Origin of the sequence: Citrobacter braakii, assembly GCF_002075345.1 — a bacterium.
In the GTDB taxonomy this organism is placed as follows: domain Bacteria; phylum Pseudomonadota; class Gammaproteobacteria; order Enterobacterales; family Enterobacteriaceae; genus Citrobacter; species Citrobacter braakii.
The window spans coordinates 547,244-572,722 of sequence record NZ_NAEW01000002.1; the positions used below are offsets into that span (position 1 = coordinate 547,244).

The window sequence follows — 25,479 nt, forward strand, 5'->3', positions numbered from 1 at the left end:
CTCTTACCAGCGTGGAATATCGGTCTTCACGTCCGCATTTTGCGCCCGCTGACGCAGCAGGTGATCCATCAACACGATCGCCAGCATCGCTTCGGCGATTGGCACGGCGCGGATCCCAACACACGGATCGTGACGACCTTTGGTGATCATTTCGACTTCTTCACCAAAGCGATTAATAGTGCGCCCTGGAACGGTAATACTCGAGGTCGGTTTCAGCGCCATATGAGCAATGATTTGTTGCCCACTGCTGATCCCACCAAGAATGCCGCCCGCATGATTACTCTGGAAACCTTCTTTGGTGATTTCATCACGGTTCTGGCTGCCGCGCAGTGCAACAACGTCAAAACCGTCGCCAATCTCAACGCCTTTAACGGCGTTAATGCTCATCAGCGCGTGAGCGATATCAGCATCCAGGCGGTCAAATACAGGTTCGCCGAGACCCGCTGGTACGCCGCTTGCAACCACGGTCACCTTCGCCCCGATGGAGTCGCCCTCTTTCTTCAGCCCACGCATCAGTTCGTCCAGCGCCTCGAGTTTATCCGGATCTGGACAAAAGAACGGGTTAAGTTCCACCTGGGACCAGTCTTTGATCTCCAGCGGAATATCACCCATCTGCGTCAGACAGCCGCGAATTTCAACGCCGAACTTTTCCGCCAGATATTTTTTGGCAATCGCTCCGGCCGCAACGCGCATCGCCGTTTCACGTGCGGATGAGCGTCCGCCGCCACGGTAGTCACGCAGGCCATATTTCTGCTCATAGGTATAGTCGGCGTGTCCTGGACGAAAAACGTCCTTAATCGCGCCGTAATCCTGTGAACGCTGATCGGTATTTTCGATCAACAGGCCAATACTGGTGCCGGTGGTAACGCCCTCGAACACACCGGAGAGGATTTTCACCTGATCCGGCTCACGACGCTGCGTAGTGTAGCGCGATGTGCCCGGACGGCGTCTGTCGAGATCGTGCTGCAGGTCAGCTTCTGTCAGAGAAATGCCCGGCGGAACACCATCGACAATACAACCGAGCGCCAGCCCGTGTGATTCACCGAAAGTGGTTACGCGAAAGAGTTGCCCAATTGTGTTTCCTGCCATCACGGCTCCGTTATGAGTGTTGTGTATGTGCGCGTGTATTTAGTCTTTATAAATGCTGAAGTGCTCGCGAGCAGCAACTAACTGCTCTTTGGTCAGCATGAATACACCGTCACCGCCGTTGTCGAACTCCAGCCAGGTGAACGGTACATCCGGGTATTGCTCTATCAGATGTACCATGCTGTTTCCGACTTCACAAATCAGAATACCGTTATCTGACAGGTAGTCCGGAGCGTTACCCAGAATGCGACGGGTAAGTTTTAGTCCATCGCTGCCGGACGCCAGACCCAGCTCAGGTTCATGACGATATTCGTTTGGCAGATCGGACATATCTTCCGCATCGACATACGGCGGATTGGTCACAATCAGGTCATACTGGACTTTCAGCAGATCGCGGAACAGATCGGAACGGATCGGCGTAACATGATGGATCAGGCCGTGCTCTTCAATATTGTGTTCGGTCACCGCCAGCGCGTCGGTGGAAATATCCACCGCATCCACTTCGGCCTCCGGGAAAGCATAGGCGCAGGCAATGGCAATACAGCCGCTGCCGGTACACATATCCAGGATATGCTGCGGCTGCTCATTAATAAGGCCCGCAAAGCGGTTATTAATAAGCTCGCCAATCGGCGAACGTGGCACCAGCACGCGTTCATCAACATAAAACTCATGCCCGCAGAACCAGGCTTTGTTGGTCAAATAAGCGACCGGAATGCGCTCGTTGACGCGGCGAATCACGCGTTCAACAATGCGATGGCGCTCGCTGGAAGTCAGACGCGCGGTACGCATATCTTCTGGAATATCCAGCGGCAGATAAAGTGACGGCAGCACCAGTTGTACGGCCTCGTCCCATGGGTTATCCGTGCCATGGCCATACCAGATGTTCGCCGCGCTAAAACGGCTGACCGCCCAACGCAACATGTCCTGAATGGTATGCAGTTCACTCACTGCTTCATCGACGAAAATTTTATCCACGTATTCCTCCAGGGCATGCTCGTATTAATTTCGGCGGCTAGTTTGCCACGAAGACGGCGATAAATCAGCATTCACACAGGGCCTGAGCGCGAAAATTGCGTTTTAAGCGATCGGATGCCCTCCGAGTCGGGTTAAACTAACGAAAAATAAAAGATGAGACTCTCGAATGAAAAAGAAAACATCGCTCAGCGAGGAGGATCAGACGCTGTTTCGCCAGCTGATGACCGGCACGCGTAAAATTAAACAGGACACCATTGTTCACCGACCGCTACGTAAAAAAATTACCGAGGTTCCGGTTAAAAGGCTGCTGCAGGAACAAGCTGATGCCAGTCACTATTTCTCGGACGAGTTTCAGCCGCTGCTGAATACGGACGGCCCGGTAAGATATCTGCGTGCCGACGTCAGCCATTTCGAACTGAAGAAAATGCGCCGTGGCGATTACTCCCCGGAGCTGTTTCTCGATCTGCACGGGCTGACCCAGCAGCAGGCCAAACAGGAGTTAGGCGCGCTGATTGCCGCCTGTCGTCGTGAGCATGTGTTTTGCGCTTGCGTAATGCATGGTCACGGAAAACATATTCTTAAGCAGCAAACGCCGCTCTGGCTGGCGCAGCATCCGCACGTGATGGCCTTTCATCAAGCGCCAAAAGAGTACGGTGGCGACGCCGCGCTGCTGCTGCTGATTGAAGTGGAAGAGTGGCAACCGCCCGAACTTCCCTGATGCAGAAAAACAGAAAGAGCCGCATTTGCGGCTCTTTGATTTTCCGGATGACGGCTGTGCCTTATCCGATTCCAGGCTTTTTAAATCGCTTTTGCCATTTTCAGGTTACACGGGCTCATCTGCCAGTTAAAAGTACCCTTCCCGCTCTCATCAAGCGTTACGCTGGCAATCGCTGATGTGGTAAACATCGGCGGTGTTTCGCCTGGGCAAAGTTCAGACACCAGATACCCCACTAAAGGTAAGTGAGAGATGACCAGCGCCGTGGCTATACCTTCATTGGCCAGAGCCTGTAAATAGGCGCTGACCAGACCGACATCGCCGCAGGGAGTCAGCTCCGGCAAAACATCCACACCGGTTGGCAGGTTCATACACTCCCCCACCACATCCAGCGTTTGTTCGGCTCGTAGGAACGGGCTCACCAGAACACGTTCGATATCCACTTTTTGACCTTTCAGCCAGTTCGCCATCAGGCGAGATTCGTCACAACCACAGGAGGTTAAGGGACGAACCGAATCACTGGCGGCATCGAGGGCTGCGTCGCCGTGACGCATGATAAAAACTTGCATATTGCACCGCTTTTGTTAACCAGAATCACCGACACCTTTATCCACAGCCCCTATTGACCGTGGTAACGATGTGGTGGCCGGCATTGTGCCTTATCCATTCACCGAATGAAACGCTGTTTTTTACCTCAACGGCGTAAGTATAGTCAATCTCTGTTTACATTTTGAGCGCGACCCATACATTCAGTGCGGATTCATCCTACCTTTGACCTCATGAATTCAGGTCAGTTTCCCCATTACTCCAGAATCTTTCACCGCGTTCCGCCATCTGCAATAACTGCTCACACGGCGTAAACCGCGAGCCGTATTGCGTGGTCAGTCGTTGCAGAGCAGCAACCACTTCACCCGCGCCGAGCGAATCCATATACCGGAACGGGCCGCCGAGGAAGGGCGGAAAACCAATACCAAATACAGCGCCGATATCACCATCACGCGCGCTGCGGATAATCCTCTCATCAAAACAGCGTGCTGCTTCATTGAGCATTAACATGACGCACCGCTCGGCTATCTGCGCGGCGGTGAGTCGGCCCTGCCCCTGGACGCCAATAAGCGTATAAATTGCAGGGTCGACCTGTTTTTTGCTTTTACGCCCTTTCGCTCCATAAAGATAGAAACCCCGACCATTTTTTCTACCTTTGCGATCGTCATTCAAAATTGAAGCAACAACATTTGCAGGCGCGCTAAAACGTTCTCCATATGCAGCCTCAAGCACTGGTATAATTTTAGTGCCCGTATCAATTCCGACCTCATCCAAAAGTTGGATTGGCCCGACCGGAAAACCAAACTTAACCAGCGCGGCGTCAATGGCTTCAACCCGCTCGCCTTCGGTCAGCATACGAATAGCTTCGTTAATGTATGGCGCTAAAATGCGGTTAACATAAAATCCGGCCTTATCTCTGACCACTATCGGCGTTTTGCCCTGCTTTTTCGCCAGTTTAACGGTTGTGGCAATTGTCTGCTCAGAGGTCGTGGCATGCGGGATAACCTCGACCAGCGGCATTTTTTCCACCGGGCTAAAGAAGTGCAAACCTATTACTTGTTGAGGCCTGGCAGCGTTCGCCGCAATATCGCCAATCGGCAAAGATGAGGTGTTAGAGGCAAAAATGGTATGAGATGCGCAATTTTGCTCAACTTCTGCCACCATCTGTTGTTTTAACGCCAGATCTTCAAATACGGCTTCAATAACCAGATCGCGATGAGCGAAGCCACGGTAATCGGTTGATCCCGAAATCAGCGCCAGCTGTTTATCACGCTCGCTGGCTTTGATATGACGGCGGCGAACCTTCGTTTCAAGCTGATCCCAGCTGTACTTCAGCGCGTGGTTGATTCCCTTGGCATTTATATCTTTGATACGCACTGGCAAGCCGCCTTTACAGGCCGTCACATAGGCAATACCGCCCCCCATCAGACCGCCGCCCAAAATGCCTACACTGTTTAGCGGGCCGGGCTTCACATCACTTCCGGGATCCTTTTTCACATCGGTGTTGGCAAAAAAGATGTGCCGCAGCGCCTGAGACTGAGATGTCATCGCCAGTTCGCCAAACGCGCGGGCTTCGGCGTCGTAACCGCTGCTGCTGCCTTGCGCCAGGCCGGTTTCGATGACCTCAAGGATACGTTCTGTTGCAGGGTAGTTGCCCTGCGTTTTTTGCGCCGTCTTTTTACTGGCCATGCGGAATAACAGCGCCCGCCCCAGCGGCCCCGCTAGCACACGCTCTCGCACCGGCAGAGTTCGGTGTGCGGGACTGTCCTTTTTGGCCAGTTCTACGGCCGCTTCCAGCAAAATGGTATGCGGTACAACTTCATCCACTAAACCCACTTTCAGCGCCTGTTTTGCGCGTAGTTGTTTTCCGGTGAGGATCATATCCAGCGCGGTACTGACGCCAATCAGACGGGGCAACCGCTGGGTACCGCCAGAGCCAGGCAGCAGACCAAGCTGCACTTCCGGTAAACCCAGTACGGTTTTAGCATCATCGGTACAAATACGATTGTGGCACGCCAGCGCCATCTCCAGGCCACCGCCGAGACAGGCGCCATGAATTGCGGCGATAACGGGGATCGGCAAGGCATTAATTTCCGCCATAATCTGCTGCCCCTGGCGTGCCAGCGTTTCAGCTTCCTGCGCGCTGCGACAGCGACCAATCATGTTGATATCCGCCCCGGCAATGAAGTTATCGGGTTTCGCCGAAATGAACACCACGCCGCGTAATGCTTTGTTATCGCGAATTTGTTTCAGAATGACCCGAACCTGGGAGGCAAATTCCGCCTTCAGGGTATTCATTTTCTCTCCGGGCACATCAATGGTGACAACAGCGACGTTATCCAGACGTACGTTTAGCGTAAAAGCCGATGCCATTTCCATTATTCCGCCTCCAGAACCATTGCCGCACCCAGACCACCTGCTGCACAGGCTGTCACTAAACCAAAACCACCACCACGACGTCGTAACTCATGGAGAGTTTGGGTGATCATGCGAGCACCGGTGGCGGCGAAGGGGTGTCCATAGGCAATCGATCCGCCCAGCACATTAAATTTACTGTCATCGACCTCGCCCGTGGCATGCGCCCTGCCCAGCACTTCGCGGGCAAAACGTTCGCTACCCAGCAGTTGAAGATTCGCCAGCGTTTGTGCGGCAAATGCTTCATGCATATCGATCAGGGTTAAATCAGCCATGGTCAGACCCGCTCTCTCCAGGGCAAGCGGCGTTGACCACGCAGGCCCCAACAGCATGTCCTGCCAGACATCGATGGCGGTAAAGGCAAAACTACGCAGGTATCCCAGCGGCACCAGCCCCAACTCTTTCGCACGCGATTCCGTCATCATAATTACGGCGGCTGCGCCGTCCGTTAGCGGGGTACTGTTCGCCGCGGTAACGGTGCCGTGCTTTCGGTCAAAAGCCGGACGCAGTTTGGCGTAATCGGCCAGCGTAGAGTTACCGCGAATATTGTTATCTTCTGAAAAAGGATCTTTGAAAGGTGGCGCGTAGGTGGTCATCACCTCATCTGCCAGTTTGCCTTCAGACCACGCCTGAGCGGCGCGCTGATGAGAACGGTGCGCCAGGGCATCCTGTTGCTCTCGCGTAATCCCATAAGTTTTGGCCATTTGCTCGGCCGTATCCCCCATGCGTAAACCGGTGGAATACTCGGCGACGGCTGGCGGTACGGGCATCAGGTCACGTAAGCGCAGTCGGGAGAAAAGCTTAAGACGCTGACCGGTGGTCCGGGCCTTATTGACATCCACCAGCACCCGCGCCAGCTTTTTGCTAACGCCAATAGGCAGAACTGACGAGGAGTCCGCACCGCCGGCAATTCCTGCGCGAATAGTCCCCGCCATCAGGCTTTCCGCAACATTCGCCACCGCCTGGAAGCTGGTGGCGCAGGCTCGGCTTACGCTGTAGGCATCCGTGTGCACATTCATCCCGGTTCCCAGCACGATTTCACGAGCAATATTTGGGGCTTCGGGCATTTGCACCACCTGGCCAAAGACCAGTTGCTCAATCACATCAGCAGAAATTTCGCTGCGCGCCAGCAGCTCGCCAACGACCATTTTCCCCAAATCTACGGCGGGAATGCCATGAAACGCGGTTGCCTGGCGGGCAAATGGCGTACGCAATCCGCTTACGATGGCGATGCGATCGCCCTGGCGGGTAACCAGCGGTAAAGCCTGACTCATAACACTCCCCTGTAAAAAATAAAAATAAGTGGTCTGACCTGATCACAGTCTTAACCAATTTTTTACATTTAGCCAAGCAGGGAGAAAAGAAAGTGGGAGCTAAGACACAGTGAATAATCACTGACAGTGACGAAAAAGCCCTTGCTACCGGGTAACAAGGGCTTTTAAAGAAGGGATTAACGCAGACCCAGTTGGAAGATCAGCGTTTCAGCTTCACAGGCAAAAACAAAGTCGATATCCAGACGCACACCTTCAGACTCTTCAGTAAAGGTCGAGGTGATTTGGCAAGGCTCAGATTCCACGCCACGCGCCTTCTCAGTCAGAGCGGCCAGCGTTTCTTCTGCCTCTGCACGATTCGCGAACACACGGCTGTATGACGCGGTGCAATCGGAGTTGTCCATGATGGTGCCAACATCCATACAGCAGCAAACCGGGGTTTCATCAGCACTGCATTTACTCATTGTAGATTTCCTCTGTATTCGCACCTGTGGTGCCAGATAAACGATGGGGATATTTTACGCTCCCATTATTCGCCTCTCCAGTCGTTAATTGTATGAAATGGGATAAGTGACCGAAATCACACTTAAAAATGATCTAAAACAAAAATCACCCAAACAGGTGAGTGTGCATACCCGCAATTTTGCCAGCTGGATCGCGTTTCTGAGATCAGAATTGAAAATATTTATAAACATACTTGCAACATTTCATCTGGTCAGACCTATACTCTCGGCACTGGTCTGATTTCTAAGTTGTACCTCAGACCCTACACTTCGCGCTCCTGTTACGGTATGTAACATTGTTTGTATAAAAATAAATCAATGAGGTTATGGTCATGAGCCAGAAAACCCTGTTTACAAAGTCTGCTCTCGCAGTCGCAGTGGCAATTATCTCCACACAGGCCTGGTCTGCAGGCTTTCAGTTAAACGAATTTTCTTCCTCTGGCCTTGGCCGGGCATATTCGGGTGAAGGCGCTATTGCAGATGATGCAGGTAACGCCAGTCGTAACCCGGCGCTGATTATGATGTTTGACCGCCCTACTTTTTCAGCGGGTGCGGTGTATATCGATCCAGACGTGAATATTTCCGGTAAATCGCCATACACCGGTCGCAGCACCGATGCGGACAACATCGCGCCTACGGCGTGGGTTCCCAATGCTCACTTCGTGATGCCGATCAATGAACAGTTTGGTTGGGGGGCTTCTGTCACGTCAAACTATGGCCTGGCAACCGAATTTAACGACAGCTACATCGTCGGCGAATACGGCGGGAAGACCGATCTTAAAACGGTCAACCTGAACCTGAGCGGTGCCTACCGTCTGAATGATAGCTGGAGCTTTGGCGTTGGTTTTAATGCCGTCTATGCCGATGCAAAAATTGAGCGTTATTCCGGTGAACAAACTGCTGCATTGCCAAAAGTCAGCCAGAAAATTGCCAGCCTGAAAGGCGACGAATGGGGTTACGGCTGGAACGCCGGTATTTTGTACGAGCTGGATAAAAATAACCGCTACGGTTTAACGTATCGGTCTGAAGTCAAAATCGACTTCGATGGCGATTACAAGAGCGGCATCCGCACCCAGGCCAACGCGTTACCTGGCGCAGGCACGGTGTTCCCTTGGGGAACCACCAACGCCACCGTCCCAGGTTCTCTGACGCTTAACCTGCCGGAAATGTGGGAACTGTCGGGTTACAACCGCGTTGCACCACAGTGGGCTATTCACTACAGCATGGCTTACACCAGTTGGAGTCAGTTCCAGGAGCTGAAAGCAACCGGCACCAACGGGCAGACGCTGTTCTATAAAGAAGAAGGGTTCAAAGATTCTTACCGCATCGCGCTGGGTACGACTTATTACATGGATAAAAGCTGGACCTTCCGTACCGGTATCGCCTATGACGATAGCCCGGTTCCTGCGAGCAAGCGTTCCATCTCCATTCCGGACCAGGACCGTCTGTGGCTGAGTGCGGGTACCACTTACGCCTTCAATGATGACGCGTCCATTGACGTAGGCGTTTCTTATATGCACGGCCAGAAAGTGACCGTCAAAGAAGGCCCATATACTTTCGATTCTGAAGGTAAAGCCTGGCTGTTCGGTACCAACTTCAACTACGCATTCTGATTTTCTTCAGATATAAAAAAGGTGAGCTTTTTAGCTCACCTTTTTATTTTCATCCTTCCTTACTCGGAATCGATCTCTTTTAAATCGTCCTGAATATCTTTCGCGTTCGGGTTTTCTTCTGGTTTGAGTTTCCCACCGTTCGCAATAAAGTCATGACGCTGGAAGTAAGCTTCTCGCACCATGATGTAAGGGTCGGAAGACTGACGCAGCAGACCGTCGGAATCAAGCAGTTGCGCGCGGGTTTCAATCCCTTCAACCGTCCATTTACCTATCGACAACGGCCAGGTCAGCCAGGACAGTACCGGATACAGCGTATCCACCATGTCGCCGCCATCATCACGCAGCGTGAAGCTGCCGTAGAATGGAAGCTGCATATACGGTCCGTAACCAACGTCATAGTGGCCTAACGTACTACCAAAACGGTGTGGTTCAACGCGCTGTAACTTCGGATTAGCCATACCCGCCACGTCGATAAATCCGCCCATACCTAACAGGGTGTTCAGGAAGAAACGGGTGAAGTGCACCATCCCCTGATAGGGGTCGCCTTGCAGGAAGTAGTTGACCATCACGGCCGGCTCTTCAAGGTTGCCGGTAAAATTGCTCAAACCGTTACGCGCCGGCTGCGGGACATAATCACGCCAGGCAACTGCCACCGGTCGAACAACGTATGGATCTAAAACATTAAAGTTGAAGTTGTACATGGTGCGGTTGAACCCTTCAAATGGGTCCGAACGCCCCTGCTGTTCAGTACCAGAGCTCGCACACCCCACCAAAAGTGTGGTTCCCAGCGCAAGCGCCGACAGGCGAAGCTTCATAAGTGTCTCCCTGTGTATTATGGCTATCGCTGATTGCCATCCATGACGGAACGATGACGTATCCGCCTGTTTAGATGTGAGCGATTGTAACAGCACGTCAAATGATGTCTATATACCCTGTGTTACTGATTTGATCATAGCCTGGTAATGCGTACTCCGCGGCGGCTCTATTCTAGCTACCCCAATAAAAACAAACGTTACCATTTTTGCTATCTCAGACTTTCTCCCGCTGATTTTCGGACAAAAGCCGCTACGCTTTAGCAATACGTGCTAATTCAGGATTCGGCTATGAATGACATTGAGAACGAAAAGATTGATCGGCACAGCGACGAACTCCAGGTCGACAGTGACGAAAAGCTAGAGGGTAAAAAGATTGAGGTCGATGAGGACAGACTCCCCTCCCGCGCCATGGCGATCCATGAACATATCCGCCAGGATGGGGAGAAAGAAATGGAGCGCGACGCGATGGCGCTACTGTGGTCAGCCATCGCTGCGGGACTCTCGATGGGCGCCTCGCTACTGGCTAAAGGAATTTTTCATGTGCAACTGGAAGGTGTGCCTGGGGGATTTTTGCTGGAGAACCTCGGTTATACCTTCGGCTTTATAATTGTCATTATGGCCCGCCAGCAACTGTTTACCGAAAATACCGTCACCGCCGTCCTGCCGGTAATGCAAAACCCTACGCTCGGCAATTTTGGCCTGCTGATGCGCCTGTGGAGCGTGGTTCTGCTGGGTAATATTATTGGCACCGGGGTTGCCGCATGGGCGTTTGAGCATATGCCGATTTTTGATGAAGAAACCCGCGATGCTTTTGTCAAAATCGGCATGGATGTGATGAAAAACACGCCAACGGAGATGTTTTCCAACGCCATCATTTCTGGCTGGTTAATTGCCACAATGGTATGGATGTTTCCCGCCGCCGGTGCGGCAAAGATTGTGGTTATTATTCTGATGACCTGGCTGATTGCGCTGGGCGATACCACGCACATCGTCGTCGGTTCGGTGGAAATTCTCTATCTGGTCTTTAATGGCACGCTGCACTGGAGTGATTTTTTCTGGCCCTTTGCGCTACCAACGCTCGCCGGAAATATCTGTGGCGGAACGTTTATCTTCGCGCTGATGAGCCACGCGCAAATCCGCAATGATATGAGCAATAAACGCAAAGAAGAAGCCAGGTTGCAAGCCAGGCGGGATGAGCAAAAGCAGAAAAACCAGAAAAAACAGGCTTGAATGGTGACGGTTTGAGCAGTTGGGCGGCCTGAGGCTTACCGTTGTGAGTAAAAAACGCTATACTCGTGCCGCTTCGTCCCCTTAGTTAAATGGATATAACGAGCCCCTCCTAAGGGCTAGTTGCAGGTTCGATTCCTGCAGGGGACACTTTTAATTAAATGCATCCGGCTAAATCCTTTCATTTACCTGTCAGTTCATCCCTGAGCCAGGCGATAAAACGGCACATTCCTCACCGTTGCAGTAAGATTATCGGACACCATTGTCTGCTCAGTAGCTATCCGCATCCCTGATTTTCTCAGCCTCAGTACGTCAGCAGCAATACGTTGGCTGCCAAACCAGAAAAGCCCGTCCAAAGCAGTGACATCAAGGCCTGATTCCAGTGCCAGCTTCAGACGCTCACGCGGTGCTTTCACCGTTTTAGCAATTTGCTGATATGGCGCTTCGCTTGAACCTGCACGATTAATGCGTCGAATACGATGCGACAGGCGGTACTGAAATTCATCCGGTATCCCGCAGAGACTCGCTTTCAGGCTGTAAACACAACCAAAGCGTTTGCCGTTAAAGATTACGTTTTTCTGACTAAGCTGTAGCTCTTCACGAACGCTGGCAATCAGTTGCGGGGTACGGAGTAATAACAAACGGAAAGGCAGCTCAAAGCTGGTCACATAGTCCACATTCAATAAAGCAATACGCAGACGCTCTTCCGGACCCGCCTTCATTTCCCGACATTCAGCAATAACATCAGCCCACTGGCCAGCCAGACGGGAACTTTCAGTCGCCTCAGTAAAGCTGTATTTTTCAGTCTGATAATCAATACGTTCGGTCACTCGGAATTCCCTTCTGGCCACATCTCGGTATTGGTTGCTCACTTTACCAGCGACAGACTGCAACCGGAAGCCTGCGAGTATGGTCAGTGGAATGATAGAAACTTCTGCGGAAACGCTTCATTTATTGATAAATCAATCATTAAAAATATATTTTGACTAAAATCAATTAACCAAAATTATGGTTATTGAAGTATAGCCATGATTAATCTTTAGCCAGTTTGTCAGGAATAAGTTCTCCATAAACAGGCTGATTAATACCGGTAATGAGAAACATTATCGGAAATGATTCATCACTCAGAAAAAAGGAATTTATTCATATGTTCAGAATCAAGACCAGTATCGCTACTTTGACCCTTTGTACCTTACTGACAGCTCCCGCATGGGGAGACGCGCAATCGCCGATAAGGCTGGTGATCCATGGTGGTGCCGGTACCATTACAAAAGATACCATCACACCAGAACAGGAAAAGCAGTATACAGAAAAACTCACTGAAGCTCTGAATGCAGGTTATACGGTTCTGAATAAAGGCGGTAGCAGCCTGGAAGCCGTTCAGAAAGCGATTAATGTGATGGAAGATTCTCCTCTCTTCAATGCAGGTAAAGGTGCCGTGTTTACCCACGATGGCCGCAATGAACTGGATGCGTCCATTATGGATGGGAAAACCCGAAAAGCCGGTGCCGTTGCCGGTGTAACCACGGTTAAAAACCCAATTAATGCGGCGTATGCCGTTATGACTCAAAGCCCGCACGTACTCATGGTCTCGACAGGCGCGGATAGCTTTGCAAAAGAACAGGGACTCGCAACCGTTGATCCTGCTTATTTCAAAACAGATTTTCGCTGGCAGCAATTACAGAATGCAATCAAAAAAGAAAAAGTGCTCCTTGATCACGATGGAAAGAGCGCTGCCCTGTTCGCTGATCCAATGATGTATGACTATAAATATGGCACTGTCGGCGCTGTTGCTCTGGATAAAGACGGTAATCTCGCTGCCGGAACGTCTACAGGCGGAATGACCAACAAACGTTACGGACGTGTGGGGGATTCACCTATCATTGGCGCAGGAAATTATGCCGACAATGAAACCGTGGCGGTATCCGCAACCGGCTCAGGAGAAATGTTTATCCGCACGCTGACCGCGTATAACATTGCAGCCCAGGTGAAATACCGCAATACCCCTTTAAAAGACGCAGCGCAGAATGCTCTGGATGAAGTTAAGGCGCTGAATGGCAGCGGTGGAGTAATTGTGCTTGATAAAGCCGGTAATTACACCATGTCCTTCAACTCTGAAGGTATGTACCGGGGAACCATAGGCGATGACGGAAAACCCGTTGTAGCCATTTATCGTTAATACTATTTCCCCGCCAGGGGATGAACCGACCCGGTATGTTGTCCGGGTCGGTTAAACGGCGTCAGGTCAGACAACAAAACGATTGACCAGATCCTTCATGGTGACAGACAGATTGTCCAGGCGCTGGCTGTCGCTTGCGGCCTGAGAAACCAACGCCGCGTTTTGCTGCGTGACCTGCTCCATAGGTCGCAGTGCCAGGTTAATCTGAGTTACCCCTTGCGATTGTTCCGTCGCTACACGAGCGATATCCGCAATATATTGCTTCATGCTGGTGGTATTGTCCGCCGCGGCTTCTAGCGCGGTAGCGGACGCCGTAACCCGCTCAACACCCTCACTAATTTTTACCATATTCTGCGCGACCAGCTCGCGGATCTGATTAGCTTCTTTGGCACAACGCTGCGAAAGATTCCGCACTTCACTGGCCACAACCGCAAACCCCCTGCCCATCTCTCCTGCCCGTGCAGCTTCCACTGCCGCATTCAGCGCCAGCAAGTTAGTCTGAAACGAAATATCGTCTATCGAGGTCACAATATTCGAGATTTTCTCACTGGAAGAACGAATATCCCCCATGCTCTGATTTGCCGCACTGGCGACGTTACTGGCCTGGCGGACCTCTTTTTCCAGCCTGATTGTCAGATGCTCCGCTTCGCGGGCATTGTCCGCCGTTTGCGTAATCGTCGTGGAGAGCTGTTCCATACTGGCCACCGCTTGTACTATTGATGCTGCCTGTTCATCCGTGCGTTGGGCCAGGTCCTGATTACCCGCCGTAATACTGCTGCTGGCATCGGATAAAACCACGGAGCCTTGTTTAATCTCCTGGACGATATGCTGAATACTTTCCAGCATCGTGTTATAGGCGCGATTAAGTGAGGAAAGCTCATCTTTCCCCGGGGTCGCCAGTCGTTGAGTCAGATCGCCGTTCATACCCGCAATCTTGCGGAGCGTGTCACTAAATTGACGATGCATATTGATAGCGATTGCCCCTGCGAACGCCAATGATGCCAGGAGCGCTAACAAGCTGACAATCATATATATTTGCCAGTTTTTTCGTGCATCCTGCGCGAGTTTTTCCGCATTCGCTAACAGAAGATTCGCCGTCACATCTTCTATCTGCCGCATCACTTCAATACGCTGGGTTTGAACCTTGAACCAGACAGTAGGATCGACATCAAATCCACCGTTCGCGGCATGACTAAACGCGGTTTCGCGTAATGAGAGGGCTTTTGACGCTTCTGTGGACTGTAAGCGGCTTTCCAGCATGGCCGCCTGTTCCGGAGGGCTCAGACGCAACGATTGTGCCAGCCAGACGTTCTGTTTACTGACGACATCACTGAGTTGATGTAACTGCCCCTCGGCGAAATGACCGGAGGAAAAGATATTTGACAGCAGCGCGCGTTCAATACCTGCTTGTTCTTTCAAATTCAGCAAGTTGTAGTAGGCGGCGAATGCGTTCGCCATCTCGCCTGAATCCGTCAACTGTCCCAACCTGCCCACAAAACTCAGCACATCAGCAATGACATTAGTATAAAACTTAACGACATCGGAGGCCGGAAGCCCCAATCGCGTGACGTTTTCCCGGATGGTGGCAAGCGACAGAATGTTTTTCTTGAACGTGGTGACAGAATTGGCGGCATCCCCTTCTGGCAATGCAGTATCGGACAGTGAACGCACAAAGACCTCGATCTCGCGATCGGTTAAAGCCCGCTGTGCGGTTAACTCATCTTTGAACGTCTTCCCTTCAGCCCCCAGAAATCCGACGCTCATTCCCCGTTCTTTTTGCAGCTCATGCACCACATTTCCGGCACTACGCGCGAGCGCTGTCAGTTGAGCAATATTCTCCATCTGCCGTTCTGTCTCAATGCGCGTCAATATTCCTGAACCAGCAAACCAACATAACGCCAATAATAGTGGTTGTAGCGCGATTATTAACTTCATTTTCATCGGCATTCGATAAACCCACCACATGCCACTTCCCTCCATTGTCCATATTTTCATTATGGTTATCGGCGCAATGAGGCTGCACTTTAAATTTGATCAAGAGACAACTGATTGTTTTTTAGATTAAATACCTGCCAAAATAACTCTATTTGATTATGATAATCAGGATAAATCACTGAAATATTTATTTTTATGATATCTATTCTCAAGATAGTTAAATCATTCAGCATATTATTTCTTATTAAAAAACGAGTTAACTATCAACACGATTCGGAAAGGGAGTAAGACACAGAACGGTGACGCCTACTGGAGATAACCGTCGTGGCACGGCCATTTTCTGGCATCCCGCCGAACGTTAAGGTTATAATCCTGACAACGATTTTATTGGATTAGAAGCGACGATGACAAAACTTACCCTACAAGAACAGATGCTTAAGGCAGGTCTGGTCAGCAGCAAAAAAATGGCCAAAGTGCAAAGAACGGCGAAGAAATCGCGCGTTCAGGCTCGCGAAGCCAGAGAAGCGGTTGAAGAGAATAAAAAAGCGCAAATTGAGCGCGACAAGCAGCTCAGCGAACAGCAGAAACAGGCCGCGCTGTCTAAAGAATATAAAGCCCAGATCAAGCAACTGATTGAAATGAATAAAATCACCATTACCCGTGGCGATATTGGTTACAACTTTACTGATAATAACCTGATCAAAAAAGTCTATGTTGATAAGGTGACTCAGTCTCAGCTGATCAAGGGCCGTCTGGCCATTGCCCGACTCACGGCTGAAAGCGGCAACGATAGCGAATACGCCATTATCCCGGCTGTCGTCGCCGACAAGATTGCGCAGCGCGATGCAAGTTATATTGTTTTAAATTGCGAGCTGAGCCAGGAAGCGAAGGACGAAGACGATCCGTATGCTGATTTTGTCATCCCTGATGATTTGATGTGGTAAGAAAAACAACCAGATAATCACCCGGACTTCCGTTGCCTATTTCGGTGAACGCCAACGCCGCCACCGAAATACTCTCGACGTCCCTTCTCCCCCAATCCTGGCGACTAAAACTTATAGTGTTCTTTGCTCAGCCCGTATTTTCTCATGCGTAAATACAATTTTTTACGCGGGATTTGTAAATACTCCGCCACTTCATTAATGCGCCCCTGATGAATATTTAGCGCTTCAGTAATGATCTGTCGCTCGTACTCTTCAACCCGCCGATCGAGCGGTGTTGGTTCAGGCAGATGCAGCTGCGGATTCGCGGTTTCAGCCAGCGGGAGTAGCCCAACGGCAAAAAGCTCGGCGGCATTCGCCAGTTCTCGAACATTACTTAACCACACGCGACGCCGCATGCCTTTCAGTAACTCCCCTTCAACCTCGGGCACGGGATGGTTCAGGCGCAGACAGGCTTTCTGCAGGTAATGACGAAACAGCGGCTCAATATCATCCGGACGCTGTGACAGCGGCTGACAACCGATTTGCGTCATCGCAAAACAGTAGTAGAGTTCGGCCACAATCTGGTTGGTTGCCGCCAGTTCCACTAACGATGTGTCACCAATGCCTATCAGACGAAACGGACGCCGCTCCTGACTTTGCAGATGCACCAGATGGTGCTGCTGTTCACGTGTCAGGCACTCAATATGGCTCAGGACCAGCGTTCCTCCTTGCGCCTGTGCAATAAGGTCATTGAGTAGTCCCGCGTTCCCGGGCGTTAGTTCACCGCGGATAAACGGCCCATCAGCGCTGCGCCCAAGCTGATGCAAATACCGGGCTCCGGTCATACGTCCTGTCCCCGGCTCGCCATAAAACCAGACGGCAATATCCGTTTCCGCCAGGTGTTGCAGACGTTGACGATACTGATTGACCCAGTCACTGTAGCCGAGCAGTTCAACCTGAAGCTTTTGCTGGCAATAATGGCGACGGGCAATCACGGATTGTCTCTGACGCAGCGCATCCTCTACCAGCGACAGCAGTTTGCCGGGGTCGACCGGTTTTTGCAGAAAGTCCCATGCGCCTTTCTTTACTGCCTCCACCGCCATCGGGACATCGCCATGCCCGGTGATAAGCAGGATTGGCAACTGATTATCATCCTGATGAAACAACGTCATCAGGTCTATTCCATTGCAGCCAGGCATACACACATCGCTCAGAACAATCCCCGGCCAGTCGGCCTGCAGCCAGTTTCGGGCATCAAAAGGGTTATTGCATGCGTAGACGCGGTACCCCTCTTGTTCAAGCAACAGAGTGTAAGCGTCGAGAACATCGGCATCATCATCAATCAGCAGAACAGAATAGTCATCACACAACATCTTTTACATCCGTCAGATTAAATTGCAGAACGACGCAGGCATTACGCCCCGGTGTCGACGCCAGGCGCAGTTCGCCGTTCATTTGCCCCATTAACGATACACAAATCGATAAGCCAATACCGAGCCCCACATCCTTACTGGTGGTAAACGGCTTTAACAGTGATGGCAATAACGCCTCAGGCCAGCCGGGGCCGTTATCGCAGACAAAGACGCACAATCGGCTGCCCTCAGCCTGCCAGTGAACCTCTATTTGCGCGCCAGTCGGACTGGCATCCAGCGCATTTGCCAGTACGTTTACCAGCACCTGCTGAATACGCACTTCATCACCTGTCACCCATACACTCTGGGCTGGAAGCGTCAGCGTACCTTGCTGTGGCTTATGCCGCATGGCCAACAGTTCCCAGGCGGCGCTGAATGTTTGTCGCAGATCGACCGGATGCAAAGGCGCGCCCGGCTCAGCCCGACGTGCAAACTGACGCAGCGAACGGATAATGGCATCAATACGGGTAATCAGCCCCTCCGCTTTGGTTAACGTACTTCTGGCCTGAGCGGATTGTCCTTGTTCAATTGCCCTTCCCGCCGTAAACAGGTACATCGACAGCGCATTCAGCGGTTGGTTAATCTCGTGCGCCAGCGTGGTCATGGTCTGTCCAACCACTGCCAGTTTTGCCGTCTGGATCAGTTCATCCTGCGTTGCCCGGAGATCGGACTCTATCTCCTTGCGCTCTGTCACTTCCTGCTCCAGCTGATTTTTTTGCGCACTCAACTGGCCCAGAGTATGGCGCAGCAATCCTGCGATGCGCCCGAGCTCATCGCGCCCATAAACCGGGATGGTGGCATCCGTTCTGCCAAGACCAATTTGCACCACGGCCTGGTTGAGTGCGGTAAAACGCTTTACCAGACGCGAACGAATAAAGTAATGGTTGAGCCCCCAGGCGAGAAGTAGCGCCAGCAGCGTCGCCAGCAGAATAAGTCCACCGCTGACGCGAACAATTTGTTCCAGTCGCTGGTTAAACATCTGCATTTGCTGATGGCTACTCCCCAACTGCGCCTCAAGCAGTGTCCGAAAGCGCCCGAGCGTTGCCTCTCTGGCATGGTTAGCATCAACGAGCGCTTTTTGCGCGGCGACATAATCGCGCATGGTATCGGGCATTTTATTTTTCATCATCCCGATTTCCAGTAACTCATCAATGGTTTGCCGCAGGGTGATAGTACTGGGCCAGTCATCGAGGGTACGGATATTTTCATCCGCCGTTTTCTTCAGGTTCTCCAGATAGCGGATATGATTCTCCACCAGCATCCCGTCGTCGCTACCCGACTTCAGTTCATTGAGCCTGTCGCGTAAATCATCCACGATCTGATTTTCAATTCTTGCCAGGGTGTAGACCTGCTGCTGCTCGTTTTGTACCTCTCTGGCACGTTTGAGATACTGCGCCGCATCGCCGTTTTTGGCCTCAATTTGATCCAGCAACGTCCCCTGCTGCCAGGTAAAATCCTGCACCAGCGAATTCAGCTCGGTAGTAAAATCATCATGTAGCCAGTCGATGCGCGCGGAGAGTTCACTCACCTTTTCGCGCACGAGGAACATGTTGTAGAGCACCCGGTCCAGCTCCGCCATCAGCGCCCGACTGTCTTGCAAAATCACCGCCAACTGCTGTTGTTCTGCCGATTGTAATCCCCGGCTCAGCACCTCAATTTTGTCCAGATGAGAAATAATTTGATTGCGCAGTTGCAGCCTCACCGTGGTGTTGGGGGCCAACAGGAATTCATTAAGCTGATCCACAACCAGGTTGAGATTTCCTTCTATCAAAAAAGCGGAATGTACGCGCGGGAAGTAATCATCAAGTGAATAGCGTATCTGCGAGCTCTGCTCATGCCAGGAGTACAAACTGACGCAGCTTACGCTCAACGTCAGTAATGCGCCCGTCAGAAACGCTCCCCGCAGGCTGCTGCTGATGCTGAGCTGGCGCAGGCGTTGCAGTATCGAACCACCTTTCATTTTAACTCTTCCAGTTTGGATATCGCCTGACGCTGATTTTTAAGAAACCAGAGCTGCCACTCCATCATCTGCTGTTCGGCTACGCTTTTATTCTCAAATTGCGCAAGCCAGGCCTCATCTTCACTACTTCTGGCATCTATCGGGACGCTGGTCAGTAATGCTCTGATTTCGGGTAGCGGGCGTTTCAGGCGCGCTTCCGCACTGTATAGCGCCCGCCAGGCATCTTTCAGCTGCGCGAGTCGAAAACTGATGGCGGTATCAAACATCCGCTGCACCAGCTGTTGCCGCTTAAGGATCAGCCGATAATTAAGCGCGGGCTGGCTCATCAAAATAGCCTGCTGAGCGGCGCGCGGGTTATCAGGCGCGAGCTGCGTGACCGGATATTTCCCCGTGTTCGCATCCGCAAGGATCCGCTGTCCTTCCGGGCTTAACAGATAGCGGATAAAGCGACGCGCTTCGTTGGGGTGCTGGCTATTCTTGAGTACGGCAACATAGGTGGGTGACACCGCCGAGCGAGGGAAATAGGTAAAAGTAAGGTGCGGATCGTTAAGCAACAGGTTGGCATAGTTATCAATAACCGGCCCCGCCACGCCCAGACCGCTCTTAATTTTGTCGGCCACGCCAAAACTGCGTGATGAAATCGTTACCAGATTACCGGCGCTGGCCAACAGCGTCGCCCAGCCCTCTTCCCACCCTTTCTGTTGCAGCAGCGACTCAACCATCAGGTGGTTGGTATCGGAACGCGACGGGCTACTCATCAACAGCGCGTTCTGATATTTAGGCTGCGTTAAATCCCCCCAGTCGGCAGGCGGCGGAAGATGCCGCGCCGCCAGCGCAGAACGATTAATCAACAGGCCAAACCCTGATATCGCCACAGCCACGGAGGTCGAGCGAATCGAGTCTGGCACCAGCCGCTGGCTTTCAGGCAGCGCATTATCGAAAGGCGCCAGCTTCTGGTGCTCCTGAAGATGCTGCAACAGCATGGGTGATGAGGTCAAAATCAGATCGACGTTTTCTGCATTCGCAGTATCCAGCAACTGTTCCAGCGAACCGCTGGTCCGGTTTAACGTGCGAATCATCACTGACCCTGGCTCCGTCTGCCAGCGCTGGATAATCCAGGCTGTGGCCCCTGGGGAAAAGGTGGTCGCCATCACCAGCTCTTTACCCAGGACCTGGCAGCTCACCGACAGCGACATAAAACAGAGCAAGAATGCCCAAAAACGCCCCCGGCCCAACAGTCTGTTTGTGATCCCGTTCATAAATACCAACATGTACTAAAAATAATATTGAGACAAAACTTACCCGTTTATCACCGCTGGGGGGAAGAATAAGGTTATTCGTAGAATAACCAAACGGAAAGTGACGACATCAGTAAAGAATACCCGAAAATGCAGCCTGAATTTGTTAATACCCGCACACGCCGATGATAAAAATTCCCGTGAAAGAATAGAATTGAAAATCCATTATTAAAAAAGAGTCAAAATCTGCCACGCCGCCCGAAAATTGAGTCAATAGTGACACATTTCATCAACTTGAGTTTCTTCGCCGTCTATTTCACTCTTCACTGCGAAAAATCCTGATATTCACATCAATAAAAAATTAGGTGATGATATGTTATCAATATTTAAGGCAGGACCAGCGGCGAATAAAGTCCCGGCGGAGAAAGTCCAGGCAACTTATGGCCGATACCGCATTCAGGCATTACTCAGCGTATTTCTTGGCTATCTTGCGTACTATATTGTGCGCAATAACTTCACGCTTTCGACTCCATACCTGAAGGAGCATCTGGATCTCAGCGCTACGCAGATTGGTTTACTCAGCAGCTGCATGCTTATTGCCTATGGGATCAGTAAAGGCATTATGAGCAGTCTGGCAGACAAGGCCAGCCCGAAAGTCTTCATGGCATGCGGCCTGATCCTGTGCGCTATCGTCAACGTAGGCCTGGGGTTCAGTACCGGATTCTGGATATTTGCCGCGCTGGTCGTTTTCAACGGTTTGTTTCAGGGGATGGGCGTTGGCCCTTCATTTATTACCATCGCTAACTGGTTTCCACGTAAAGAACGTGGACGCGTTGGCGCATTCTGGAATATCTCACACAACGTTGGCGGTGGTATTGTCGCCCCGATTGTTGGCGCCGCTTTTGCCATTTTGGGGAGCGAACACTGGCAAAGCGCCAGCTATATTGTTCCGGCCTGTGTTGCCGTACTGTTTGCTTTTATTGTGCTGATGCTGGGGAAAGGTTCACCGCGTCAGGAGGGCTTACCGGCTCTGGAACAAATGATGCCGGAAGAAAAAGTCGTATTAAATTCCCGACACGTTGTCCAGGCGCCAGAAAATATGAGTGCCTTCCAGATCTTCTGCACCTATGTATTGCGTAATAAGAATGCCTGGTATGTTTCACTGGTAGACGTCTTTGTCTATATGGTGCGTTTTGGTATGATTAGCTGGCTGCCAATTTATTTATTAACCGAAAAACATTTCTCGAAAGAGCAAATGAGCATAGCTTTTCTGTTTTTTGAATGGGCGGCAATTCCTTCCACATTACTGGCGGGTTGGCTCACCGATAAACTGTTTAAAGGCCGTCGCATGCCGCTGGCCATGATCTGTATGGCGCTGATTTTCGTCTGCCTGATCGGTTACTGGAAAAGTGAATCGCTGCTGATGGTCACTATTTTTGCCGCCATCGTGGGCTGCCTGATTTATGTTCCGCAGTTCCTGGCCTCCGTTCAGACCATGGAAATCGTCCCCAGCTTCGCAGTAGGTTCTGCGGTAGGGTTACGCGGATTCATGAGCTACATTTTTGGCGCATCGCTGGGAACCAGCCTGTTTGGCGTGATGGTCGATAAAATGGGATGGCATGGCGGCTTCTATCTGTTGATGGGTGGGATTGTCTGCTGCATCCTGTTCTGCTACCTCTCCCATCGCGGCGCGCTGGAACTCGAACAACAACGGAAAAACGCTCAGCAAGAGGAAGCGTCACTCCAGTTGGCTGATGCCCGGTAACCGATTTGAGTCTCGCAAAAAGTGCCAGCGATGCTGGCACTTCAATACATTCAGATAAAGAATAAATAGCTCAACGTGATAGTTTATTGCTTACCGTAACCCACCATAAAGCGGATGATCAAACCGCATGCTGGGGCAAGAAAAAGGAATAATCCGGTAACCATCTCGTTACCATTGGTCAACTGCATAGTAAAAACGTAAATTAATGCCGTGAGTATGGCCATGCCGATAAAAGCACTTATTGACGCCGCAGCCCCCATAACCTGCCAGATATAGCAACTGACGCTCAGAATGCTCAACGCGAGAAAGATCCAAAAATAGAACATAGCGATACCTCCTGTTTGCCGTAAAAATTTACGTAAGTCCTTACACTCCCTTGAGTTTATATTCTAAGACAATTCCCAATAGTTCGCAATTTAAGCAACATTTTCGTTACAAAAATCACTCAATCGCTGACTAATAATTTATTCGACTGCCGTTTATTTAATCGTCATAAAAACAACGCATTATATATCGACTCATTTTTGACCTTAATCGCCGTAAAAACATTTACGCATCTTGAGTAATTATTTCTGGCTGACATTAATATTCGGGTGTACATTGAGCGTCCGATCATTCATGCCCCTTCCTGGTTTTGTCCTGACTCAGTTTTACACTCTTTACAGGAACCAATGTCGTTCATGGCGGCCTAACGATCAGTACAGACTGTAAAGCGGCAGACTAAAGAATCTTCGCGATACACCTATTTCGTATCAACAACAGGTGCTTATGTTCCCCCAATGTAAATTTTCACGCGCGTTTTTGCATCCGCGCTACTGGCTCACATGGTTTGGCGTCGGTGTGCTCTGGTTACTGGTACAGCTTCCCTATCCGGTATTGTGTTTTCTTGGTACCCGTACAGGAACGCTGGCTCGTCCATTTTTAAAGCGCCGTGAATCTATTGCTCATAAAAATCTCGAACTCTGTTTCCCAAATCTGTCGCAAGAAGAAAGAGACAAACTGGTCGATGAGAACTTCCGTTCACTCGGCATGGCCCTGCTTGAAACGGGTATGGCCTGGTTCTGGCCGGATCGCCGGGTACGCAAATGGTTTGATGTAGAAGGGCTGGACAACCTGCAACGCGCACAGATGCAAAACCGTGGCGTGATGGTGGTAGGCGTACACTTTATGTCACTCGAATTGGGTGGTCGCGTAATGGGACTTTGCCAACCGATGATGGCAACCTATCGCCCGCACAACAATAAGTTGATGGAGTGGATCCAAACCCGCGGTCGTATGCGCTCCAACAAGGCCATGATCGGCAGAAATAATCTGCGAGGTATTGTCGGCGCCCTGAAAAAAGGGGAAGCGGTATGGTTTGCCCCCGATCAGGACTACGGTCGTAAAGGGAGTTCATTCGCCCCCTTCTTCGCAGTCAAAAACGTCGCGACCACCAACGGTACTTACGTGCTGTCACGCTTATCGGGCGCAGCGATGCTGACCGTAACCATGGTGAGAAAAGCAGATAACTCCGGTTACCGCCTGTACATCACGCCAGAAATGGAAGGTTATCCAACAGATGAAAGCCAGGCAGCGGCGTATATGAACAAAATTATCGAAAAAGAGATCATGCGCGCACCCGAGCAGTATCTCTGGATCCACCGTCGCTTCAAAACTCGCCCGATGGGTGAAGCCTCGTTATATATCTAAAAAGAAAGGCCGAAAGGCCTTTTTTTTTTCTGCGCCTGAATTACTTCACGCCCCACTTGTTCTGTAATTCAGCCATTCGCTCATTGTAGTTACGGGCTATACACGCTGGCTTATCCTGATCTTTCCAGCATTCGTTACGCCCTTTCACCCAGCCGCGTTGCTCTGCTTTGAGCGTCGGGTTATTACTCGATTTCACCAGCGCCTGCTTGTAGGCCCCGTTCATTGCCAAATCCATGGCTGAGAGCGAAGGACTTTGACAGATAACCTCTTCGATACTGCCCTTTGCTACCGCAGAACAGGAAAAAGAAGGCCCGTTGCTGGTCGATTTCTTTGCCCCTGAAAAGTCGATATTGTCTTCAGGCAGGCAAATCCCGTGCTTACGATTAGGCCCGGTCCAGGAAACGTCCGGATTCCCGTCATCTTTACGGGAGATAGACACGGTATTGTTACCGCTTTTTGCTTCCCAGTAATTTTCATTGAAGGCCTTTACCGTCGCCTTAGTGCCATCAATCCAGATATTGCCTTTACCATCACTATTCACACCACCAATACTTGCGCAGCTGAAATTGAATGCCATCGGCGAGGCCGCCATCGACGTCACTGGCGTAAGAACGAGTGCTAACATCATTAATCTGGTCATTTTTAACCTTTTCATAATCTCATTCCGCGAAAAATTAACCGCATTAACATCATGGAGATATGAGAATTCTCCGAGTAAACATTTCGTCGCTCAATAGCAATTTATTACCGACAGAAATTAAACTGTCGCCGAATCACGACACTTGTAAGTTATTAAAATTAAATAAAAAAATGCCTCTTGTTTCACCTCATTTTTAGGCGTACATTAGCGCCGTCTGGAGCATAAAAGCTCAGAATTCTGAGGTGATGCAGACAAGCAAACGAAGGGAATTCTCCATTTCGTTTACGCGTGCATCAGCTCTCTGTCAGGTTAGCATATGTTCATTTAGACGTACCTCAGGTACGCGGAGAGATGAAAAGTGAAATATTTCTTTATGGGCATTTCTTTTATGGTCATCGTTTGGGCCGGTACTTTCGCCCTGATGATCTAAATTAAAAGACGCAGCAATAAATATCCTCCGGCATAGCCGGAGGTTTTTCGGATGCGCCTATAAGGCTCTGTTACCAGCCGCGCCCTAACAGGCGCATACGATCTGACATTTGCATCAGACTTCGTTACTTACGGCCCGTAAA

General features: G+C 50.9%; 22 protein-coding genes and 1 tRNA gene. 9 read left to right on the forward strand and 14 right to left on the reverse strand.

Going from position 1 to position 25,479, the window contains the following annotated elements:
• Window positions 1-3: 3 nt before the first annotated feature.
• Window positions 4-1,089, reverse strand: a complete 1,086-nt coding sequence (gene aroC, locus BZK42_RS07065; RefSeq protein WP_003028170.1) for a chorismate synthase — start codon at window positions 1,087-1,089, stop codon at window positions 4-6.
• 39 nt (window positions 1,090-1,128) lie between these two features.
• Complete coding sequence (prmB, locus tag BZK42_RS07070; protein ID WP_003028173.1) at window positions 1,129-2,061, reverse strand: 50S ribosomal protein L3 N(5)-glutamine methyltransferase; 933 nt, start codon at window positions 2,059-2,061, stop codon at window positions 1,129-1,131.
• 166 nt (window positions 2,062-2,227) lie between these two features.
• Between prmB and smrB the strand changes: the two genes are divergently transcribed.
• Complete coding sequence (smrB, locus tag BZK42_RS07075; RefSeq protein WP_016157059.1) at window positions 2,228-2,779, forward strand: endonuclease SmrB; 552 nt, start codon at window positions 2,228-2,230, stop codon at window positions 2,777-2,779.
• A gap of 80 nt (window positions 2,780-2,859) precedes the next feature.
• Here smrB and sixA read toward each other — a convergent pair whose 3' ends face one another.
• The 4 genes from sixA to BZK42_RS07095 form a co-directional block, all read right to left on the reverse strand.
• Window positions 2,860-3,345, reverse strand: a complete 486-nt coding sequence (gene sixA, locus BZK42_RS07080) for a phosphohistidine phosphatase SixA (protein ID WP_003028179.1) — start codon at window positions 3,343-3,345, stop codon at window positions 2,860-2,862.
• A 208-nt stretch (window positions 3,346-3,553) separates the two neighbouring features.
• Entirely contained in the window at window positions 3,554-5,701 is a 2,148-nt protein-coding gene (gene fadJ, locus BZK42_RS07085) for a fatty acid oxidation complex subunit alpha FadJ (protein WP_049268954.1), read from the reverse strand.
• The gene (gene fadI, locus BZK42_RS07090; RefSeq protein WP_016153879.1) at window positions 5,701-7,011 is read right to left on the reverse strand and encodes an acetyl-CoA C-acyltransferase FadI; all 1,311 of its coding nucleotides are present in this window, start codon (window positions 7,009-7,011) and stop codon (window positions 5,701-5,703) included. The genes fadJ and fadI overlap by 1 nt, the downstream gene beginning before the upstream one ends.
• A gap of 176 nt (window positions 7,012-7,187) precedes the next feature.
• Window positions 7,188-7,472, reverse strand: a complete 285-nt coding sequence (locus tag BZK42_RS07095; RefSeq protein WP_003834838.1) for a YfcZ/YiiS family protein — start codon at window positions 7,470-7,472, stop codon at window positions 7,188-7,190.
• 371 nt (window positions 7,473-7,843) lie between these two features.
• Between BZK42_RS07095 and fadL the strand changes: the two genes are divergently transcribed.
• Window positions 7,844-9,124 (forward strand): long-chain fatty acid transporter FadL, encoded by a 1,281-nt coding sequence (gene fadL / locus BZK42_RS07100; RefSeq protein ID WP_053389553.1) that lies wholly within the window; start codon window positions 7,844-7,846, stop codon window positions 9,122-9,124.
• 59 nt (window positions 9,125-9,183) lie between these two features.
• Here the strand turns inward: fadL and mlaA are convergent, their stop codons facing one another.
• On the reverse strand, window positions 9,184-9,939 hold the full coding sequence (gene mlaA / locus BZK42_RS07105; protein ID WP_003028190.1) for a phospholipid-binding lipoprotein MlaA: 756 nt from the start codon (window positions 9,937-9,939) through the stop codon (window positions 9,184-9,186).
• A 288-nt stretch (window positions 9,940-10,227) separates the two neighbouring features.
• Here mlaA and BZK42_RS07110 point away from each other — a divergent pair, with 288 nt between their 5' ends.
• Together BZK42_RS07110 and BZK42_RS07115 are read left to right on the forward strand one after the other, a co-directional pair.
• The gene (locus BZK42_RS07110) at window positions 10,228-11,169 is read left to right on the forward strand and encodes a formate/nitrite transporter family protein (RefSeq protein ID WP_047416338.1); all 942 of its coding nucleotides are present in this window, start codon (window positions 10,228-10,230) and stop codon (window positions 11,167-11,169) included.
• Between the two features lie 75 nt (window positions 11,170-11,244).
• A tRNA-Arg gene (locus BZK42_RS07115) sits at window positions 11,245-11,316 on the forward strand.
• Between the two features lie 47 nt (window positions 11,317-11,363).
• Here BZK42_RS07115 and BZK42_RS07120 read toward each other — a convergent pair.
• Complete coding sequence (locus BZK42_RS07120) at window positions 11,364-11,996, reverse strand: ECs1377 family protein (RefSeq protein ID WP_080858939.1); 633 nt, start codon at window positions 11,994-11,996, stop codon at window positions 11,364-11,366.
• A 317-nt stretch (window positions 11,997-12,313) separates the two neighbouring features.
• On the opposite strand from BZK42_RS07120, the gene BZK42_RS07125 reads away from it, so the two are divergent.
• Complete coding sequence (locus tag BZK42_RS07125) at window positions 12,314-13,345, forward strand: isoaspartyl peptidase/L-asparaginase family protein (protein WP_080858940.1); 1,032 nt, start codon at window positions 12,314-12,316, stop codon at window positions 13,343-13,345.
• Window positions 13,346-13,411: 66 nt separating this feature from the next.
• Here the strand turns inward: BZK42_RS07125 and BZK42_RS07130 are convergent, their stop codons facing one another.
• Complete coding sequence (locus BZK42_RS07130; RefSeq protein ID WP_016153885.1) at window positions 13,412-15,310, reverse strand: methyl-accepting chemotaxis protein; 1,899 nt, start codon at window positions 15,308-15,310, stop codon at window positions 13,412-13,414.
• A gap of 374 nt (window positions 15,311-15,684) precedes the next feature.
• Here BZK42_RS07130 and BZK42_RS07135 point away from each other — a divergent pair, with 374 nt between their 5' ends.
• The gene (locus BZK42_RS07135; RefSeq protein WP_016153886.1) at window positions 15,685-16,224 is read left to right on the forward strand and encodes a DUF2058 domain-containing protein; all 540 of its coding nucleotides are present in this window, start codon (window positions 15,685-15,687) and stop codon (window positions 16,222-16,224) included.
• 104 nt (window positions 16,225-16,328) lie between these two features.
• Here BZK42_RS07135 and pgtA read toward each other — a convergent pair whose 3' ends face one another.
• Genes pgtA through pgtC form a run of 3 tightly spaced genes read right to left on the reverse strand, consistent with a single transcriptional unit; the run spans window position 16,329 to window position 20,771 of the window.
• Complete coding sequence (pgtA, locus tag BZK42_RS07140; protein WP_016153887.1) at window positions 16,329-17,576, reverse strand: two-component system response regulator PgtA; 1,248 nt, start codon at window positions 17,574-17,576, stop codon at window positions 16,329-16,331.
• Window positions 17,566-19,560 carry a two-component system sensor histidine kinase PgtB gene (gene pgtB / locus BZK42_RS07145; protein ID WP_172864456.1) on the reverse strand — a complete coding sequence of 665 codons (1,995 nt, stop codon included), beginning with the start codon at window positions 19,558-19,560 and terminating at the stop codon, window positions 17,566-17,568. Before pgtB ends, pgtA begins: the two co-directional genes overlap by 11 nt.
• Window positions 19,561-19,571: 11 nt before the next feature.
• Window positions 19,572-20,771 (reverse strand): phosphoglycerate transport regulator PgtC, encoded by a 1,200-nt coding sequence (pgtC, locus tag BZK42_RS07150; RefSeq protein ID WP_141244110.1) that lies wholly within the window; start codon window positions 20,769-20,771, stop codon window positions 19,572-19,574.
• 415 nt (window positions 20,772-21,186) lie between these two features.
• On the opposite strand from pgtC, the gene pgtP reads away from it, so the two are divergent.
• A complete protein-coding gene (gene pgtP, locus BZK42_RS07160; protein WP_080858942.1) occupies window positions 21,187-22,578 on the forward strand; it encodes a phosphoglycerate transporter PgtP in 1,392 nt (463 codons plus the stop codon).
• A gap of 83 nt (window positions 22,579-22,661) precedes the next feature.
• Here pgtP and BZK42_RS07165 read toward each other — a convergent pair whose 3' ends face one another.
• A complete protein-coding gene (locus BZK42_RS07165) occupies window positions 22,662-22,904 on the reverse strand; it encodes a DUF2545 family protein (RefSeq protein WP_016153891.1) in 243 nt (80 codons plus the stop codon).
• A gap of 442 nt (window positions 22,905-23,346) precedes the next feature.
• Between BZK42_RS07165 and lpxP the strand changes: the two genes are divergently transcribed.
• The gene (gene lpxP / locus BZK42_RS07170) at window positions 23,347-24,267 is read left to right on the forward strand and encodes a kdo(2)-lipid IV(A) palmitoleoyltransferase (protein ID WP_047358777.1); all 921 of its coding nucleotides are present in this window, start codon (window positions 23,347-23,349) and stop codon (window positions 24,265-24,267) included.
• Between the two features lie 40 nt (window positions 24,268-24,307).
• Here lpxP and BZK42_RS07175 read toward each other — a convergent pair whose 3' ends face one another.
• The gene (locus BZK42_RS07175) at window positions 24,308-24,922 is read right to left on the reverse strand and encodes a lysozyme inhibitor LprI family protein (RefSeq protein WP_080858943.1); all 615 of its coding nucleotides are present in this window, start codon (window positions 24,920-24,922) and stop codon (window positions 24,308-24,310) included.
• A 343-nt stretch (window positions 24,923-25,265) separates the two neighbouring features.
• Between BZK42_RS07175 and ypdK the strand changes: the two genes are divergently transcribed.
• Window positions 25,266-25,337, forward strand: a complete 72-nt coding sequence (gene ypdK, locus BZK42_RS28250; RefSeq protein ID WP_010723117.1) for a membrane protein YpdK — start codon at window positions 25,266-25,268, stop codon at window positions 25,335-25,337.
• Window positions 25,338-25,479 lie beyond the last annotated feature (142 nt).

What these genes read in the sequence shown, in the direction of transcription:
- fadL (WP_053389553.1), top strand. Translation starts at nt 7,844, where the DNA reads ATGAGCCAGAAAACCCTGTTTACAAAGTCTGCTCTCGCAGTCGCAGTG.
- BZK42_RS07130 (WP_016153885.1), bottom strand. Translation starts at nt 15,310, where the DNA reads ATGTGGTGGGTTTATCGAATGCCGATGAAAATGAAGTTAATAATCGCG.
- aroC (WP_003028170.1), bottom strand. Translation starts at nt 1,089, where the DNA reads ATGGCAGGAAACACAATTGGGCAACTCTTTCGCGTAACCACTTTCGGT.
- BZK42_RS07175 (WP_080858943.1), bottom strand. Translation starts at nt 24,922, where the DNA reads ATGAAAAGGTTAAAAATGACCAGATTAATGATGTTAGCACTCGTTCTT.
- BZK42_RS07135 (WP_016153886.1), top strand. Translation starts at nt 15,685, where the DNA reads ATGACAAAACTTACCCTACAAGAACAGATGCTTAAGGCAGGTCTGGTC.
- fadI (WP_016153879.1), bottom strand. Translation starts at nt 7,011, where the DNA reads ATGAGTCAGGCTTTACCGCTGGTTACCCGCCAGGGCGATCGCATCGCC.
- pgtP (WP_080858942.1), top strand. Translation starts at nt 21,187, where the DNA reads ATGTTATCAATATTTAAGGCAGGACCAGCGGCGAATAAAGTCCCGGCG.
- BZK42_RS07095 (WP_003834838.1), bottom strand. Translation starts at nt 7,472, where the DNA reads ATGAGTAAATGCAGTGCTGATGAAACCCCGGTTTGCTGCTGTATGGAT.
- pgtC (WP_141244110.1), bottom strand. Translation starts at nt 20,771, where the DNA reads ATGTCGCTGTCGGTGAGCTGCCAGGTCCTGGGTAAAGAGCTGGTGATG.
- lpxP (WP_047358777.1), top strand. Translation starts at nt 23,347, where the DNA reads ATGTTCCCCCAATGTAAATTTTCACGCGCGTTTTTGCATCCGCGCTAC.
- sixA (WP_003028179.1), bottom strand. Translation starts at nt 3,345, where the DNA reads ATGCAAGTTTTTATCATGCGTCACGGCGACGCAGCCCTCGATGCCGCC.
- fadJ (WP_049268954.1), bottom strand. Translation starts at nt 5,701, where the DNA reads ATGGAAATGGCATCGGCTTTTACGCTAAACGTACGTCTGGATAACGTC.
- BZK42_RS07165 (WP_016153891.1), bottom strand. Translation starts at nt 22,904, where the DNA reads ATGTTCTATTTTTGGATCTTTCTCGCGTTGAGCATTCTGAGCGTCAGT.
- BZK42_RS07125 (WP_080858940.1), top strand. Translation starts at nt 12,314, where the DNA reads ATGTTCAGAATCAAGACCAGTATCGCTACTTTGACCCTTTGTACCTTA.
- smrB (WP_016157059.1), top strand. Translation starts at nt 2,228, where the DNA reads ATGAAAAAGAAAACATCGCTCAGCGAGGAGGATCAGACGCTGTTTCGC.
- pgtA (WP_016153887.1), bottom strand. Translation starts at nt 17,576, where the DNA reads ATGTTGTGTGATGACTATTCTGTTCTGCTGATTGATGATGATGCCGAT.
- mlaA (WP_003028190.1), bottom strand. Translation starts at nt 9,939, where the DNA reads ATGAAGCTTCGCCTGTCGGCGCTTGCGCTGGGAACCACACTTTTGGTG.
- BZK42_RS07110 (WP_047416338.1), top strand. Translation starts at nt 10,228, where the DNA reads ATGAATGACATTGAGAACGAAAAGATTGATCGGCACAGCGACGAACTC.